The organism is Intrasporangium flavum, assembly GCF_001956915.1.
GTDB classification, from domain to species: Bacteria; Actinomycetota; Actinomycetes; order Actinomycetales; family Dermatophilaceae; genus Monashia; species Monashia flava.
In genome coordinates this window covers 149525-164873 of the sequence record NZ_MLJO01000010.1, presented here as the reverse complement: position 1 = coordinate 164873, position 15349 = coordinate 149525, and the positions used below count along the sequence as shown (strand labels likewise).

Sequence of the window (15349 nt, the reverse complement as noted above, 5' to 3'; positions counted from 1 at the left end):
CGCTGTGCGATATTCGCTGCATGAGCTATGCCGGTGACGTGACCCCCGAGCAGGCCTGGGCGGCCCTGCGCGACGAGCCCGGTGCGGTGCTCGTCGACGTGCGAACGAGTGCCGAGTGGTCCTACGTCGGGCTGCCCGACCTCGCCGAGGTGGGCAAGGACGTCGTGCTCGTCGAGTGGCAGAGCTACCCCGACGGCCGGGTCAACGAGCGCTTCGTCGACGACCTGGCCGCGGCCGGCGTCGGCAAGGAGCAGCCGGTCTACTTCCTGTGCCGCTCGGGCGTGCGCTCGGTGAGCGCCGCCGAGGCCGCGACCGCCGCGGGCTGGGCGCAGTCGCGCAACGTGCTCGAGGGCTTCGAGGGGCCGCACGACGCGCAGCGCCACCGCGCGGTGTCCGGCTGGAAGGTCGCGGGCCTGCCGTGGGTGCAGGGATGAGCGCCGACATCGCGGGCGCGACCCAGGGTTGGCGACCCGACACCCTCGCCGTGCGAGCGGGCTTGTCCCGCAGCGGTTTCGAGGAGACCTCGGAGGGCCTGTACCTGACCTCGGGCTTCGTCTACGACACCGCCGAGGACGCCGAGGCGGCGTTCAAGGGCGATGTCGACCGCTTCGTCTACTCCCGGTACGGCAACCCGACCGTGACGATGTTCGAGGAGCGGCTGCGGCAGATCGAGGGGGCCGAGGCCTGCTTCGCCACCGGCTCGGGGATGTCCGCGGTGTGGGTGGCCCTCGCGGCGCTGCTCGGTCAGGGCGACCGCGTCGTGTCCTCGCGGGCCCTCTTCGGCTCGTGCTTCGTCATCCTCGACGAGATCCTCCCGCGCTGGGGCGTCGAGACGGTCTTCGTCGACGGGCCCGACCTCGACCAGTGGCGCGAGGCGCTGTCGGAGCCGACGACCGCGGTGTTCTTCGAGACCCCGAGCAACCCGATGCAGGAGCTCGTCGACATCGCCGCCGTCAGCGAGCTGGCCCACGCCGCCGGCGCCAGGGTCGTCGTCGACAACGTCTTCGGCACGCCGGTGTTCAGCAAGCCGCTCGAGCACGGGGCCGACATCGTCGTCTACTCGGCGACCAAGCACATCGACGGCCAGGGCCGGGTGCTCGGCGGGGCGGTGCTCGGGCCCAAGGAGTTCGTCGACGGCCCGGTGCAGAACCTCATGCGGCACACCGGCCCGTCGATGTCGCCGTTCAACGCCTGGGTCCTCGTCAAGGGCCTGGAGACGATGTCGCTGCGGGTCGAGCGGATGGCGGCCAGCGCCCTCGAGGTCGCCCGGTTCCTCGAGTCGCACCCGCGGGTCACGCGCGTCGTGCACCCGTTCCTCGAGTCCCACCCCCAGCACGAGCTGGCCAAGCGCCAGATGCTCGGCGCCGGCACGGTCGTGACGTTCGAGCTCGACGGTGGCAAGGACGAGGCGTTCGCGCTCATGAACGCCCTCGAGGTCATCGACATCTCCAACAACCTCGGCGACTCCAAGTCGCTCATCACGCACCCGGCCACGACGACCCACCGCCGGCTGGCGCCGGAGGCCCGGGCGGCTGTCGGCATCACCGACGGCGTCCTGCGGGTGTCGGTCGGCCTCGAGGACGTCCGCGACCTCGTCGACGACCTGGGCCGCGCCCTCGGCTGACGCCGTCGCACCGGGCCGGCTCGGGCGAGCCGCCGGGCCGGGCCGGACGCGCTCAGCCGTCGGTCGGGACGGAGAGGATCTCGCCCAGCACCGCGGCGAGGCGTGCGGCGTCGACGGAGCCACGGCCGGTCAGCTCGACGGTCGGGGAGTCGACGCCCGAGCCCTCGGTCGAGAGCCGGGCGCGGTGCGTCGTGGCGTCGACGTACACCCAGTAGTCGATGCACGGCGGCGGCCACTGGCCGCCGTACGACTCGACGACCCCGCTGGCGGGGTAGCGCTCGAGGAACCGGATCGGGTCGGCCTCCCACAGCAGGTCACCGACGACGCCGTCACGCGGGTGGGCTGGGGAGGACCGGGAGAAGCCCGCGGACGCGCGGAGGAAGAGCGCGTCGAGCACGGCGCACACCGTCGCCGACCAGTCGTCGTCGAAACCCTCGGGCACGCGCCCACTGTAGGTCGCCGTCGCCCCGGTCGGGCGACCTCGGGGTCGGCGCGCCAGGTGGTCTCGGCGACGCGTGAACCGTTCAGGCCGTCGCGGCGAGCGTGAGCGTCGTGGCGCCGACGACGACGACCGCGCAGAGCAGGCCCGTGCGCGCCACGCGTCCGGCGTCGACCGTGAGCCCGGCCGAGCGGCACCGCTGGGCCCAGAGCAGGGTCGCCACCGAGCCCCACATGGTGACGATCGGGCCGGTGTTGACGCCGACGAGGAGGGCCGCGAGGCGTGCCGGGGCGTCGGCGACCGTCGGCTCGAGGGCCAGGTAGGCCGGCAGGTTGTTGATCCCGTTGGCCGCGAGCGCGCCGAGCCCGCTGACGCGCAGCAGCGCGGTCGCGGTCGTCCCCTCGCCGACGAGCGTGCGCAGCCACTCCTCGAGGCCGGCCCGCAGGGCGGCGTCGACGACGAGGAAGAGGATGCAGATGCCCATGACGGTCAGCCAGGGCATCTTGATGCGGCGCAGCAGCTCGGGGGCGCGCCAGTAGGTGACCGCGAGGAGGAACAGGGCGGCGGGGACCGAGGCGAGGGCCGGTTGCAGCCCGGACACGAACGCGACGGCGAGGGCGCCGCAGGTCCAGGCCGTGATGACCATGAGGAGGTGGTCGTGCGGCTCGGCCCGCGGTGGGGTCTCGTACCGGCTGCGCAGCTGGGTGCGGTGCAGCAGCCACAGCACGGCGACGGTGGCGAGGATCGCGGCGAGCGCGGGGGCGGCCATGAGCCGCAGGTAGCCCCACGTGGAGACGCCGAGCGCCGCGAACGGGTGCAGGGACAGCAGGTTCGTCAGGTTCGACACCGGCAGCAGCAGCGAGGCGGTGTTGGCCAGCCACAGGGTCGTCATCGCGAAGGGCAGCGCGGGCGCCCCGACCTGACGCGCCACGGTCACGGCGACCGGCGTGAGCAGCACGGCCGTCGTGTCGAGGCTGAGCACGACGGTGGAGACGACCGCGAGGGCGACGACGAGCAGCCACAGCACGGCGACCCGACCGCGGGCCAGGCGCGCGGCCCAGTGGGCGGCCTCGTCGAAGAGGCCCGCCTGGTCGCAGAGCTCGGCGACGAGCGTGATGGCCACGAGGAAGACGAGGATCGGGGCCACCCGGTCGACGAGCTGCGCGAGGTCGAGCACGGATCAGTCCTTCGCGGTGGCGGCCAGCTGCCACGTCTTGCCGGGCCGCTCGGGCGGGGTGAGGGTCACCGCGAAACGCTCGGACAGCGCGTCGGCCAGGGCCTCCGGCGTCCGCGGGGCCTCGCGGCCGACGAGGTCGCGCGTGACGAGGCCGCGGGTGTGCTTGGCCATGTGCGAGGCCCCCGGGACCGTGACGTGGACCGTGCGGCGGGCGACGTGCGCCGGCGGTCGCCACATCGACGCGTACGTGCTGGAGCGGCAGTCGACGACGAGGCCGCGCTCGCCGGCGGCGCGCTCGAGCACGGGCGCGAGGTGGGGGCGCCACACCCGCTCGAGGTGGCCGATGCCGGGCAGGTCGGCGCAGGCGTGGACGCGGTAGGCCGGGATGCGGTCGGTGAGCCGCACCGCGCCGAAGAGCGCGGACATGACGACGATGCTCCGGTTGGCGCGGCGGCGGGCCGCGGCGTCGAGGCTCGGCAGGTCGAGCGCCTTGTAGAGGACGCCGGAGTACACGTCGGCGGCGACGCGTGCCGGTCCGGTGAGCAGCCGCGTGTTGCGCTCGACGTCCTCGACGAGGTTCGGGCTGACGCGGAGCACCTCGGGGGCGCCCGGCTCGGCGCTGATCGCGGCGACGGCGCGCACGGTGTCCTCGCGCAGCGGCGTCAGCTCAGGGAAGGACAGGGAGCCGAGGTCGAGCGGTCGTCCCCGGCGGGCCGGGGTCTTGCCCTCGGACGGGGGCAGGAGGATCAGCACGGAGGCCAGCCTAGGCACTTCGGGGCAAAGGTGGCGCACCCCTCCCACGGCGCGCTGGCGCCCGTGCCTTCCGGCCGCGCCTCCTCGGGACGCAGCGGACGCACGGGGCGCGTCGGCGCCACCGGTGACGCGGCGTGCATAGGGTGGCGCCATGCCCTCGAGACACATCGTCTTCCGCCCGGCACCGACGCCCGGCGACGTGGCCCAGGCCCTGACCGCGCGCTTCGAGGAGATCCGGCGCGAGGCCCAGCTGCCCGACGCGTTCCCACCCGAGGTGCTCGCGGAGGCGGCCGCGGCGGCCGGGGCCGCGCAGCTGCCCGAGCGCGACGAGACGGCGGTCCCGTTCGTCACCATCGACCCCCCGACGTCGATGGACCTCGACCAGGCGATGCACATCGAGCGGGCCGGCGACGGCTTCCGGGTGCGCTACGCCATCGCCGACGTCCCGGCGTTCGTGCGGGCCGGGGGAGCGGTCGACACCGAGGCACGACGCCGGGGCCAGACCGTGTACTGCCCCGACGAGCGGGTGCTGCTGCACCCCAAGGAGCTGAGCGAGGGCGCCGCGAGCCTGCTCCCGGACCAGGTGCGGCCCGCGTTCGTGTGGGACATCACCCTCGACGCCGACGGTGAGGGCACCGCGGTCGAGGTGTTCCGCGCCCTGGTGCGCAGCGTCCGGCGCTACGACTACGTCGAGGTGCAGCACGCGGTCGACGCCGGCACGGCCGAGGCGGTCCTCGTGCTGCTCAAGGAGGTCGGCGAGAAGCGGATCGCCCTGGAGCGCAAGCGCGGCGGGGCCTCGCTGCCGATGCCCGAGCAGGAGGTCCAGGAGGACGGCTCGGGCGGGTTCACGATCTCCTACCGCCCCCTGCTGGCCTCCGAAGACTGGAACGCCCAGATCTCGCTGCTCACCGGCATGGGCGCCGCCGACCTCATGCTCCGCGGGAAGGTCGGCATCCTGCGGACCATGCCGACTCCGGACCCCCGCGACCTCGCACGGTTCCGCCGGCAGGCCGCCGCCGCCGGCGTCCCGTGGCCCGAGGGCCTGCCCTACGGCGAGTTCCTCCGCACCCTCGACCGGGCCGACCCCAAGCACCTGGCGCTGATCCACGAGGCGACGACCCTCTTCCGGGGTGCCGGGTACACGCCGTTCGACGGCGCGGTGCCCGACCAGCCCCTCCACGCCGCCGTCGCCAACCCGTACGCCCACGTCACGGCACCGCTGCGCCGGCTCGTCGACCGCTTCGGTCTCGTCGTCTGCGAGGCGCTCTCGGCGGGTACCGACGTGCCGGGCTGGGCGCGTGAGGCGCTCGCCGCGCTGCCCGAGGTCATGTCGGCCTCGGACCGGCGCGCCGGCCAGGTCGAGCGCGCCTGCACCGACGCCGTCGAGGCCGCCGAGCTCGTCGGCCAGGTGGGCGCGGTGCTCGACGCGGTCGTCGTCGACGTCAACGGCAAGGGGGTCGTCGTGCAGCTCGTCGACCTCGCGATCGTCGCGAAGGCCACGGGTACGGCGCGGCCGGGCGACTCGGTGCGCGTCCGCGTCGAGACGGCCGACGTGTCGACGGGCGCCGTCGGGCTCACCGTCGTCTGAGCTGGTCGACGCCCGACGCGTCAGGCGGGGACGGGCGTGCGGCTTTGCGGGTGTCAGGGTGTGGGCTGGGCCGGGTTCGCCGGGAGGGTGCCGGTCGAGGGCGACTGCGGGTCGGTTCCGCCGGTCGGGGCGGTCGTCGTGCCGGTCGCGGACGCGTCCGAGGTCGAGGTGCCGGTGGGGGCGCCGGTGCTCGTGCTGCCGGCAGCGCCACCCGACGCGGGAGCGTCGGTCGTCGCGGCAGGGGCCGGGGTGCCGGTGGTGGTGCTCGTCGGCGTCGGGCTCGTGGTCGCCTGCCGGGACGCGTCGGAACCCGAGGAGCCGGACGTGCCCGACGCGTCGGATCCGAGCGCCTCGACGACGGGTGCCGCGGCGGCGCTGCGACCGATCGTCGTGCCGGTGACCTGCGCCCCGGTGGTCAGCTGCACTCCGGTGAGGAAGGCGGCCGCGACGGCGAAGAGGGCGCCGGTGGTCGCGATCAGGCGGCGGGCACCGGCGCGGTCGGGCAGGCGCCACCACTCCGGGCGGCGCGAGGCGACGGTGCCGCGGTTGTAGGCACGGGCGAGCACCATGGCCTCGCGTGCCCGGGCCATGGAGTTCGTGTAGAGGTTCGCGGCAACGGCGGTGACGACCGATCCGATCGCGGCGCCGGCGATCGTGCCGAGCAGGCCGAGCCGCGAACCGAGGGCGGCCGCGGTGGCGGCGGCCAGCGAGCCGCCGAGGATCTGGGTCAGCGAGAGGTCGAGCAGGCGCGAGCGAGGGGAGCCGTCCTCGGGCTTCGTGACGGGCAGCTCGCTGGTGCGGTCGGCGGCGAGCACCTGGGTGTCGTCGAGGGAGGGTCGGGCGGTCGGGGGAGCGGTCTGGGTCATCGTCCTCAGGGCAGGTTTCCGGTTGCGGGGCGGTCCACGTCCACGCTGACGAGCAGGGACGTGCGCGCCGTCCCTCTCAAGGACGACGAGCGACGGGCCGGGATCGTTGACGCAGGCGCCCGACTGTGACTCGGGTCACAGCCGGTCGTGCTCGCCGGTACAAACGTGGGGCCCGGAAACCGGTGACGGCGACCGGTCCGCGGGCCTACGGTTGGAAGGTCCGGGGGGAGGGAGGAGTCACGTGGACGTCTCGGTATCGGCGGGGGACTCCAGCAGCCTCGTACGGCTGGCCGGTGAGGTCGACACCTACACCGTGCCCGACGTGCGCGCGGCGTTCGACTCCGTCGCCCTGGCGCCCGGCGCCACCGTCGTCGTCGACCTGCGCGACGTCACGTTCCTCGACTCCTCGGGCCTGGGCGCCGTCATCGGGCTCTACCACCGGGCCCGTGCCGCCGGCGCGACGCTGCGCCTCGTGTGCGACGGGGTGTCGCTGCGCCTCGTGCGCCTGACGCGTCTCGACCAGGTCATCGACGTCGAGGCCTCGCCCCGGGAGGACCACGCCGTCCACTGAGGCTCGCCGCCCGTTCGCCGGCGCGACCGATCGTTACCGGCTGGGCGCGCGCGAGGGTCGCGACGGGAGGTTGACGTGCAGGCGCACCGTGGTGCGCGCCGGCGTCGACTCGATGACGAGGCGGTCGGTCAGGCTCTCGGCGATCCACAGCCCGCGCCCGCTGACGGCCTGGTGGTCGGCCTCGCGCACGACGGGTGCCGAACCGCCACCGTCGTCGTCCTCGACCGTGAACACGAGTGACTCGTCGAGGGCGTCGATGCGCAGGTGACCGTGGCCGCCCCCGTGGACGATGCTGTTGACGGCGACCTCGTGCACCGCCATCTCCGCGTCGCCGACGCGCTCGGGGACCCGATCCTGCGTGACCGTGCGTACGACCTCGCGGACCCGGCGCAGGTCGTCCGGGCCGAAGTCGAGACGGACGAGCTCGGTGTCGCCGTCCACCGTCGGCGTGGTCACCTGTCCATGGTGGCACTCCATCGTCGTTATCGGGGACGACGACGCGGCCAACTGCCAAGATGTGCGCATGACTGCGACGGAGCCGGGCGCCGGCGGCGTGACGCCCGGCGTCGCGCCACGCCTGGCCGCGCTCGCGCGGATCGTCGCCCAGCTCGGCGCGGCGGCCACGATGGACGACCTCACCGAGATCGTCACCGAGCGCGCGTCCGACGTCATCGGCGCCTCGCGGGCGGTCTTCGCGCTGCGTGACGGCCCCGACCGGCTGCGCCTCGTCGGGACCCACGGCATGAGTGCCCGGCTGGTGCGGCAGTGGGCGATCTTCGACCTCGCCCACCGGACGCCGATGACCGACGCGGTCCGGCTGGGCAGGACGATCGTCGTCGAGAGCCGTCAGCAGATGCTCGAGCGCTACCCCGACCTCGAGGACGAGGCCGTCGAGCGCTCCAGCGTCACCCTGGCCCTGCTCGAGCCGGCCTCGCACGAGGCGATCGGCGCCGTCGGCTTCCGGTTCGACGGACGCGTCGGCCCTCCCGACCCCGAGGTGCTGTCGGTGCTCGGCGTCCTCGGTGACATGTGCGCCCAGACGATGCTCCGGCTGCAGGCCGAGGAGCGCAGCGCGTCGCGGGCCGCCCAGCTCGAGTTCCTCGCCGACGCCTCCCAGGCTCTCGCCGGCAGCCTCGACTACCGCGAGACCCTTCGGCAGGTCGCCTCGCTGGCCGTGCCGACGCATGCCGACTGGTGCTCCGTGCAGCTCGTCGACGACGGGGTGCTGCGCACGCTGGCCGTCGCGCACGTCGACCCGCAGAAGGTGGCCCTCGCCAAGGAGCTCGAGACCCGCTGGCCCCCCGACCTCGACCGTCCCGGTGGGGTCTCCGAGGTGGTCCGGTCGGGCACGAGCCTGCTCGTCGAGACCGTCACCGACGAGATGCTCGTGGCCTCGGCACGCGATGACGAGCACCTGCGGATCGCCCGCGAGCTCGGCCTGCGCAGCGCCATGTCCGTCCCGCTCATGGCGCGCGACCGGGTGCTCGGGGTCATGACGTTCGTCGCGGCGGAGTCCGGGAGGCGCTACACGCCCGAGGACATCGTCTTCGCCGAGGACCTGGCCCGTCGCGCGGGGCTGGCCATCGACAACGCCGACCTCTACTCGCAGACGCGTCGTACTGCCGCGGTGCTGCAGGCGACGTTGCTGCCGCAGGAGCTGCCCGACGTCCCCGGCTGGGGCTTCGGCGCCGTCTACCGCCAGGCCGGCCGCACCGACATCGGCGGCGACTACTACGACGTCGCAGCACTCGAGGACCAACGGCTCGTCGCCGTCGTCGGCGACGTCATGGGCCGTGGCGTCGATGCGGCCCTCGGCGGCTCGCGGATGCGCTCGGCCGTGCGCGTCCTCGCCACCCAGCACCCCGAGCCCGACGCCCTCGCCCGCGCGGTCGACCGGCTGATGGCCGTCGAGGCGCCGACGCCGATGGCCTCGGCCGTGTACGTGCTCTTCGACCCGGGCTCGGACAGCCTCTCGATGACGATCGCCGGCCACCCGCCGCCCCTGCTGATCCGCAGCGGCGAGGGCCGCTACGTCGAGGACGGCTCACCGCTGCACGGCATCGGCACGGTCGCGCGTCCGGTCGTCAACCTGCCCTTCGGCATCGGCGACGTGCTGCTCCTCTACACCGACGGGCTCGTCGAGCGTCGCGGGGAGGGGATCGACACCGGTCTCGAGCGGCTGCGCGGGGTGGCCGAGAAGCACTTCCGCGACATGCCCGCCGACGCCGACCTCGACGAGGTGCTCGATGCCCTCGTCGAGGCCGTGACCGATCCCGACCGGCACGACGACGTCGCCCTCGTCGGCTTCCGACGCGTCGCGTGACCGTGGCCCCCCACGCGGCGGGACGCGTCGTCCGGAACGTGCCCGATGCCCAGCGAGCCTGCGCTGGTTGGGAGCCCACGCGTCCGGACCCCTATGCTGGACGCGGATGAGTCGGCCAGGCGGTCGCGTCAGGGCTTCGGCCCTGCCGAGGAACGTCCGGGCTCCGAAGGGCAGGGTGGTGGCCAACAGCCACCCGGGGTGACCCGCGGGACAGTGCCACAGAGAACAGACCGCCGGAGGCCTCGGCCGCCGGTAAGGGTGAAACGGTGGTGTAAGAGACCACCAGCGCTCCAGGTGACTGGAGCGGCTCGGTAAACCCCACCCGGAGCAAGTCCAGACAGCGCACGATCGACGCCCTCGGGCGTCGGGAGACCGGCCCGGTCGAGTGCGCGGGTAGGACGCTCGAGCCGGCCAGCAATGGTCGGCCTAGATGGATGGCCGCCACCGCGGATGCCGGTAACGGCGCCGCGGGACAGAACCCGGCGTACCGGCCGACTCATCCGCTCAGAAGCCGCTGTTGGTGCTTGATCTGGCGCTGACCTGCGGAAACGCGCTGGGAGCGGCTGGGAGTCGTAGGGTGCGGCGGGGTGGGATTCGGACGGACCTAGACGGACCGGGGCGGTTCGGCGAATGCTGGGACGGACCAGAGACGGACCAAGATCGAGGCTCGGAAGGCTCGGCATCATCGAGCCATAGTTAAGGTTCCGCGGAAACCTTGTTCATGGGGCGGTCGGATGATTCGCAACGCGGTCAGGCCGCCGCCCGGGGGATGGGGGCGACGGCCTGACTTCAAACGCCTCTGAGGGACGAGGCGTCGACGCGCAAGCTGGGATGGCTGCGCGTCGGGTGATCGGATCGTCGCACACAGTGGATGCACAGATCGGACAACGGCTCAACTGTCATACCTCCTCAAGGCCGCGAACGGCCGCAGCCTGGTCACGGGGTTGGGCTGGAGGTCCGGGGCCTTGCGCGAGCCTGCCAGTCGCGCCCACCATGGCCGCATGGATCGAGCGGCTGAGATGAAGGCCTTGGAGGAGGTCCGCGCCCGGCTGGCGGAACGCTTCCCACACGTCCACGAAGACGTCATCGAGGCTGCGGTCCGGCTCGCGCACTCGGAACTCGACGGGCCGGTGCGCGACTTCGTTCCGGTGCTGGTCGAACATGCGGCCCGTGACCGGCTCGCCTTCGCGAGCCGCGACGAGCTGCCCCCTCCCGGTGTGGGTGAGGTCGTCGTCGGCGCCTCTCACGAGACTCGCGTATAGCCCTGATGCGGCTGAGGTCACTGCCGATGGCGTTTCCGCGATTCGCTGACGCGCGTGCATGCTCGGTGACAGCCTTGAAGGCAGAGGTGGCCGGGGCGTTGAAGGTTTAGCGTCGGCGCCGACGGGAGCACCCCCACCGCGAGGGGGGCTGCCGGTCCGGGACGCCGGGCACTCGCCCGATCTGCTCGTCTCGGATGACGGCAACGCCCCCGCCACGCAGGCAGCGCGGCGGGGGCGTCCGTCTGTCACGAGCGCGGCGCGACGGGTGTGAGCTGATCGGCACGGAACCACTGGTCGACGACGGCATCTGCCTCGACGACGAGGTAGGTGACCCGGGCCCACCATTGCCCGTCGCGCTGCTGCCAGGCGGTGACAAGCCCAGGGTGCGGGCCGCCGTGCTCGCGCGTGTGGTTCACCCAGCAGTGCTGGCGCGCCGGCGGCACTGCTGGGGTGGGGTGCTCGTGCCCCCGTCCTGATCCGCCGGCCATAGATCCAGTATGGCGATCGATAGAACACGCGTTCGAGCACCCATCACTCTTCGAGCAGCTCCTTGCGCATTTCCTCTGGGATCAGCCCCTCGGACAGTGCGGTGAGCACAGCGAACGGCTGCAGGAGCGGGTTCCGAAAGCGATACGTGTAGCGCCGAGGAGTGCCTTCGCGCTTGAGGACGGACCCCCGGTCGGCGTCGGTGAAGGCCTTGAGGTGGGGAGCGAAAGCAGGGATCTCGTAGACCCGTCCCATGATGCGGCTCAGCGGGTCTCTCACGGCACGCGAGGTGAATCCGCCCAGTCGGTTCTTCTCGGCAAGGGCACACGAGGTGAGGACGCGGGCGAACAGGTTGTCGGGTCGAGGACTCTGGATCGCGGTCTGATACTCCTTGGCCAGGGAGTGCTTCGCTACCGCGACGGAGATGGCGTCCTCGACGTCGCCGGTGGTGATCGTGGTGCGGTCGTCTTGGATCGCACGCAGGGTTGCCTTCTGAGTGAGCAGGTGCACGTAGTGGGGAAGGCCTTCCGCGAGTCGGCCGATCTGCGTTCGTGCCTGAGACTCGATCCCCATCTCGAGCACAGGAAGCCCGTTGTCGATGATCGAAGTCATGTCCGCTTCGGTCATTCGGGGCATGGCTACTTCGGCGATGGCTCGTTGCACGGACTCGTGCTCTCCCACGAGCTGGTCGATGGAGTCGGCCACGCCGACGATGACGAGCTTCGTGGGCACGGCATGGTCCGACAGCGCCTTGAGCGTGTCGGCCATCAGGCTCAGGGTGTCGTCATCTTCGATCCGGTCGAACTCATCCATGATGATGACAGCTGGTGGTTTGATGCCCGCCAACATGACCCGGATCTCATCCGGATCCGGGCTGCCGTAGGTCCAGGACTCGGGGATCTCGAGCTTGAGCTGCCTGCAGACCTTGGTCCACAGGGACGTGAACTTGTCGACGGTGCTGCAGTTGATCTTGGCGGGCTGCACACTGATCCCCATGATGGGCGCGACGAGCTCGTGGAGCACGTTGGCCAACGAGGTCTTCCCGACGCCGCGCTCGCCATAGATGACGATGTGTTTGCCCGGCTCGGCGATGGCCGATGTGATGTCGAAGACTTGCTCGAGGCGGCCCGCGAAGAGATCCCGACGCGCGACGGGAGCGCTCGGAGTGAAGACCTGATTGAGGCGTCGCAGGCGTTCGTCCTTGGACAGAGTCGTCTCCATGCCATGCATGCAACCAGAAACAGTGACTCTTACAGACTGAAACGACGCTGACACGCCGCCGCACCTAGAAAGAGCCCCGCCCCGAGAAGGGGGGCGGGGCTCTTCGGTGCCGGCCGGTGGTTGGCGTGGGGCGCCGGGCCGGCACCTGCGATTCGGGGTCGCGTCGGTGACGCTACCTCGAGGGTCCGACAGTCAGTCGGCGTGCTTGCCCTGATACGGCTGGCTGAGGGCGTGGTCCACGAGGTCCTGCGCCGAGTCGGTCTGCTCGCCGGCGGCCGCGGTGCCGTCACCGAGGGACGCGTCCTGGTCGACGCCCTCGACCTCGGTCGGGTCTGGGATCGGCGGCAGCGCGTCGGCGGGAGCGACGTTGTCGATGACGGGGGAGGTCTGGGACCGCTGCACGAACGCGACGACGACCGCGGTGACCGCGAGGACGGCGCCCACCTGCGAGTCGGAGAGCGTCAACCCGTAGACGGCGACGAGGGTCACGAGGGCCTTCACGAGCCCGACGATGACGCCGAGCATCGTGTCCTTCGTCGCCCAGGCGCTGTATACGCCGACCATGGCGGAGACGACGGCCATGATGGGGCCGAAGGTGTCTTGGCTGATGCCCAGGCCGAAGGCGAGGGCGACGCCCAGGACTGCCTCGATGAGCCCGAGCCAGGCGGCGGGCTCGCGGCCGAAGATGGTGATGGCCTTGGGTGGGTCGACGATGACTCCCTCGAGGGGGAGGCGCGTCAGGTCGGTGGTGCTCATGCTGGCTCCTTCTGGGTGCTGGCGCTGGCGCGCGAGTAGGCGTGGTTGACGGCGGCGACGGCGGCGACGGCGGCCGCGCCGCCGAGGACGGCGCAGGCGAGGATGATCGCCCCGCCGACGTAGACGGCCTGGCGGGCCTTGATCTCGAGCGCGGGCCGCGCTCGGCGGGCAGGGTCTGCCGAGCGGCTCACGGCCGGTACGCCTTCGCCCGGAGCGCCCGGTAGGCGCGGTCGGTGACGGGGCCCCAGACGCCGTCGGCGACGACACCGAGGGCCTTCTGGACGACCTTCACGGTGGCGAGGTTCGCGGCCTGCGTCTGCGACCCCCAGACGCCGTCGATGACCCGGGCGCCCCACTGGCGCTGCATCGTCTTGCGCCAGGTCGCGTTGTACTTCACGAACCGGGCGCGGCCCTCCTTGCGGACGATCCACATCTGCCACAGCGCCGCGTCGGTCTGCGGGCCCCAGACACCGTCGACCTTGAGCCGGAGTGCCTTCTGGATGAGCTTGACCCGGGCGGCGACCGCGACGGTCTGCCCGACGTTCGTGACGGCCGCGGCCATGAGCGCGACGTACTGCGCGTAGGTCCGGCCGACGACACGCCGGTCGCCGTCATCGGGCTCCGGGCCCGACAGCCCGTCGCCGCCGGCGAGCCACTCGGCCCACTGGTCGCGCATCGCCTTCGACGCGTCGGCGGACTTGTAGAGGCCGCAGTGCACGTGCCGCTGCCAGCCCGGGACCCGGAGCCGGCCGAGCCAGCTCGACCACCAGGAGCGGCGCCGGAAGTAGGCCATGATGCCGACCCGGCGCAGGTACAGGACCCACCGCTGCGCCTGGGCGTCGGTCATGCCCTCGGCGTTGAAGTCGACGTGCCCGGAGCCGGTGTCGGTGCCGCCGGAGGCTGCGTTCTTCCGGTACGAGCCGTAGCCCCTGATGATGACGAGCTTGGTGCCCCTCGTCAGCGGGTCGGCGGCGCCGAGTCGGCGCGCCTCCGCGATCGGGGCCTTGAGGTCGATCGACAGCATCGTGCCGTTCTCCTCGTAGGTGGCCAGTGCCATGGACGTCTCCTCGGGCATGAGGAAGGCCCCGCCGCGACGGGGTGTCGCGCGGGGCCCTCGGGCTGGGACTGCTGGGGCTACAGGTCCTCGTCGAAGCGCCAGATCAGCGCGACGAGAAGGCCGAAGAGGGACAGTGACGTGAGGACGACGCGGTAGCCGGGCGGGGACGCCTGCGAGGCGGCCTCCCAAGATCCGTAGGCGCCGACGGCGAGCACGCACGCGAACGCGACGCCGATGCGGTGCAGCCGGCCCGTGAGCAGGTGCCAGCGGCGCACGAGCGTCGAGACGAGCAGCGCGAGGGAGACCATGGCGAGGCCGACGTTGACGTAGCGCATCGGGAAGAGCACGAGCGCGACGATGAGCAGGGCTGTCGCAACGGCGAAGACGATGACGTCGCGGTACCTCACTTCGTCACCACCGGGCCGCAGTAGGTCGTGGGAAGTGGCGGGTAGGGGTTCGTCGCCTGGGCGTTCTTCACCTTCTGCCGGTTCGTCACGTAGTTGGCGACGGCCTTGCGGAAGCCCTCACGGTCGGCCGAGTAGACGGTGACCACGATCCGGTCGAGCGCCTCGTTGACCTGGGCGGAGGCGTCGAGCCTAGCCTTGTACGCCTCGGCGAAGCGCTGGTTGTAGTCGGCGACGCACGAGCCGAGCTTGTCCAGGTCGTTGCCGGCGCGGACCAGCTGCAGGCTGGAGACGCCGGAGGCCGCCATGGCGAGGATGACGAGCCACGGCATGACGACGTCGAACCGGGAGCGGACGCCGTCGCGGGTGGCCTTGCGCTGCATGAGCCGTGCCCAGGCGCGGGCGCGGATGCTGGCCCGGTGGAGTCGTTCCTTCATGGTGCGGTTCTCCTTGCCGAAGGGTCGGTCTGCGAGGTCGTCGACGATGACCCCGGCGATGAAGCCGAGCGCGAAGACGCCGGCGAGGATGACGGGGCTACTCATCGCTGCCGTCCTTGGGCCGGTTGCCCTTGTCGCGTTCGCGCCAGTAGAGGCCGGCCATCGTTCCGGTGAGGACCGTGGCCAGGGTGGCGACGGCCCCGTTGGGGTTGAGGTCGCCACGCCAGAGGCCAACGATGACGACGAGTGCGATGAGTCCCAGGACGACGGAGACGAACCAGATGGAGGCCCTGGGGCTCATCGGCGGGCCTTGGTTTCGCGCATGGTGCTGCTCCCTCGAGTCGGTGCGCTGGGTGGGCCTCGGTGGAAGGGCGCCGCGGGGCGG

19 protein-coding genes and 1 other RNA gene are annotated in these 15349 nt (G+C 72.2%); 7 read left to right on the top strand and 13 right to left on the bottom strand.

Annotated features, from left to right (window positions below; translation table 11 throughout):
- The first annotated feature begins 20 nt into the window (after nt 1-20).
- Both BIV28_RS08335 and BIV28_RS08330 read left to right on the top strand, forming a co-directional pair.
- Nucleotides 21-434 (top strand): rhodanese-like domain-containing protein, encoded by a 414-nt coding sequence (locus BIV28_RS08335; protein ID WP_076260920.1) that lies wholly within the window; start codon nt 21-23, stop codon nt 432-434.
- Nucleotides 431-1624: an O-succinylhomoserine sulfhydrylase gene (locus tag BIV28_RS08330; protein ID WP_076260919.1), complete on the top strand. Its 1194-nt coding sequence runs from the start codon at nt 431-433 to the stop codon at nt 1622-1624. The genes BIV28_RS08335 and BIV28_RS08330 overlap by 4 nt, the downstream gene beginning before the upstream one ends.
- Before the next feature lie 52 nt (nt 1625-1676).
- Here BIV28_RS08330 and BIV28_RS08325 read toward each other — a convergent pair whose 3' ends face one another.
- The 3 genes from BIV28_RS08325 to BIV28_RS08315 form a co-directional block, all read right to left on the bottom strand.
- Nucleotides 1677-2066, bottom strand: a complete 390-nt coding sequence (locus BIV28_RS08325; RefSeq protein ID WP_076260917.1) for a hypothetical protein — start codon at nt 2064-2066, stop codon at nt 1677-1679.
- An 82-nt stretch (nt 2067-2148) separates the two neighbouring features.
- Complete coding sequence (locus BIV28_RS08320; RefSeq protein WP_076260916.1) at nt 2149-3240, bottom strand: SLC13 family permease; 1092 nt, start codon at nt 3238-3240, stop codon at nt 2149-2151.
- Nucleotides 3241-3243: 3 nt separating this feature from the next.
- Nucleotides 3244-3993, bottom strand: coding sequence for a YaaA family protein (locus tag BIV28_RS08315; protein ID WP_076260914.1), 750 nt, complete (start codon nt 3991-3993; stop codon nt 3244-3246).
- A 151-nt stretch (nt 3994-4144) separates the two neighbouring features.
- Here BIV28_RS08315 and BIV28_RS08310 point away from each other — a divergent pair, with 151 nt between their 5' ends.
- Entirely contained in the window at nt 4145-5581 is a 1437-nt protein-coding gene (locus BIV28_RS08310) for an RNB domain-containing ribonuclease (protein WP_076260913.1), read from the top strand.
- 53 nt (nt 5582-5634) lie between these two features.
- On the opposite strand, the gene BIV28_RS08305 is transcribed toward BIV28_RS08310, so the two are convergent.
- Nucleotides 5635-6447 carry a hypothetical protein gene (locus BIV28_RS08305; RefSeq protein ID WP_076260911.1) on the bottom strand — a complete coding sequence of 271 codons (813 nt, stop codon included), beginning with the start codon at nt 6445-6447 and terminating at the stop codon, nt 5635-5637.
- A gap of 241 nt (nt 6448-6688) precedes the next feature.
- On the opposite strand from BIV28_RS08305, the gene BIV28_RS08300 reads away from it, so the two are divergent.
- On the top strand, nt 6689-7018 hold the full coding sequence (locus tag BIV28_RS08300) for an STAS domain-containing protein (protein ID WP_076260910.1): 330 nt from the start codon (nt 6689-6691) through the stop codon (nt 7016-7018).
- Between the two features lie 33 nt (nt 7019-7051).
- Here BIV28_RS08300 and BIV28_RS19960 read toward each other — a convergent pair whose 3' ends face one another.
- On the bottom strand, nt 7052-7474 hold the full coding sequence (locus tag BIV28_RS19960) for an ATP-binding protein (RefSeq protein WP_076260908.1): 423 nt from the start codon (nt 7472-7474) through the stop codon (nt 7052-7054).
- Nucleotides 7475-7541: 67 nt separating this feature from the next.
- Here BIV28_RS19960 and BIV28_RS08290 point away from each other — a divergent pair, with 67 nt between their 5' ends.
- From BIV28_RS08290 to BIV28_RS08280, 3 genes are all read left to right on the top strand, one after another.
- The gene (locus tag BIV28_RS08290) at nt 7542-9341 is read left to right on the top strand and encodes a PP2C family protein-serine/threonine phosphatase (RefSeq protein ID WP_076260906.1); all 1800 of its coding nucleotides are present in this window, start codon (nt 7542-7544) and stop codon (nt 9339-9341) included.
- Between the two features lie 107 nt (nt 9342-9448).
- Nucleotides 9449-9844: RNase P RNA component class A (gene rnpB / locus BIV28_RS08285), an RNA gene on the top strand.
- Between the two features lie 498 nt (nt 9845-10342).
- Nucleotides 10343-10603: a three-helix bundle dimerization domain-containing protein gene (locus BIV28_RS08280; protein WP_083707153.1), complete on the top strand. Its 261-nt coding sequence runs from the start codon at nt 10343-10345 to the stop codon at nt 10601-10603.
- A 245-nt stretch (nt 10604-10848) separates the two neighbouring features.
- On the opposite strand, the gene BIV28_RS08275 is transcribed toward BIV28_RS08280, so the two are convergent.
- The 8 genes from BIV28_RS08275 to BIV28_RS08240 form a co-directional block, all read right to left on the bottom strand.
- Nucleotides 10849-11091 carry a hypothetical protein gene (locus BIV28_RS08275; RefSeq protein WP_207555855.1) on the bottom strand — a complete coding sequence of 81 codons (243 nt, stop codon included), beginning with the start codon at nt 11089-11091 and terminating at the stop codon, nt 10849-10851.
- Between the two features lie 43 nt (nt 11092-11134).
- A complete protein-coding gene (locus tag BIV28_RS08270; RefSeq protein ID WP_076260902.1) occupies nt 11135-12310 on the bottom strand; it encodes an AAA family ATPase in 1176 nt (391 codons plus the stop codon).
- A 192-nt stretch (nt 12311-12502) separates the two neighbouring features.
- On the bottom strand, nt 12503-13066 hold the full coding sequence (locus BIV28_RS08265) for a hypothetical protein (protein WP_076260900.1): 564 nt from the start codon (nt 13064-13066) through the stop codon (nt 12503-12505).
- Nucleotides 13063-13257 (bottom strand): hypothetical protein, encoded by a 195-nt coding sequence (locus BIV28_RS08260; RefSeq protein WP_076260898.1) that lies wholly within the window; start codon nt 13255-13257, stop codon nt 13063-13065. Before BIV28_RS08260 ends, BIV28_RS08265 begins: the two co-directional genes overlap by 4 nt.
- Nucleotides 13254-14123 (bottom strand): peptidoglycan-binding domain-containing protein, encoded by an 870-nt coding sequence (locus tag BIV28_RS08255; RefSeq protein ID WP_076260897.1) that lies wholly within the window; start codon nt 14121-14123, stop codon nt 13254-13256. The genes BIV28_RS08260 and BIV28_RS08255 overlap by 4 nt, the downstream gene beginning before the upstream one ends.
- Nucleotides 14124-14200: 77 nt before the next feature.
- Nucleotides 14201-14530 (bottom strand): hypothetical protein, encoded by a 330-nt coding sequence (locus BIV28_RS08250; RefSeq protein ID WP_076260895.1) that lies wholly within the window; start codon nt 14528-14530, stop codon nt 14201-14203.
- A complete protein-coding gene (locus BIV28_RS08245) occupies nt 14527-15069 on the bottom strand; it encodes a hypothetical protein (protein ID WP_076260893.1) in 543 nt (180 codons plus the stop codon). The genes BIV28_RS08250 and BIV28_RS08245 overlap by 4 nt, the downstream gene beginning before the upstream one ends.
- Nucleotides 15062-15265: a hypothetical protein gene (locus BIV28_RS08240; protein WP_076260892.1), complete on the bottom strand. Its 204-nt coding sequence runs from the start codon at nt 15263-15265 to the stop codon at nt 15062-15064. The genes BIV28_RS08245 and BIV28_RS08240 overlap by 8 nt, the downstream gene beginning before the upstream one ends.
- Nucleotides 15266-15349: the final 84 nt, after the last annotated feature.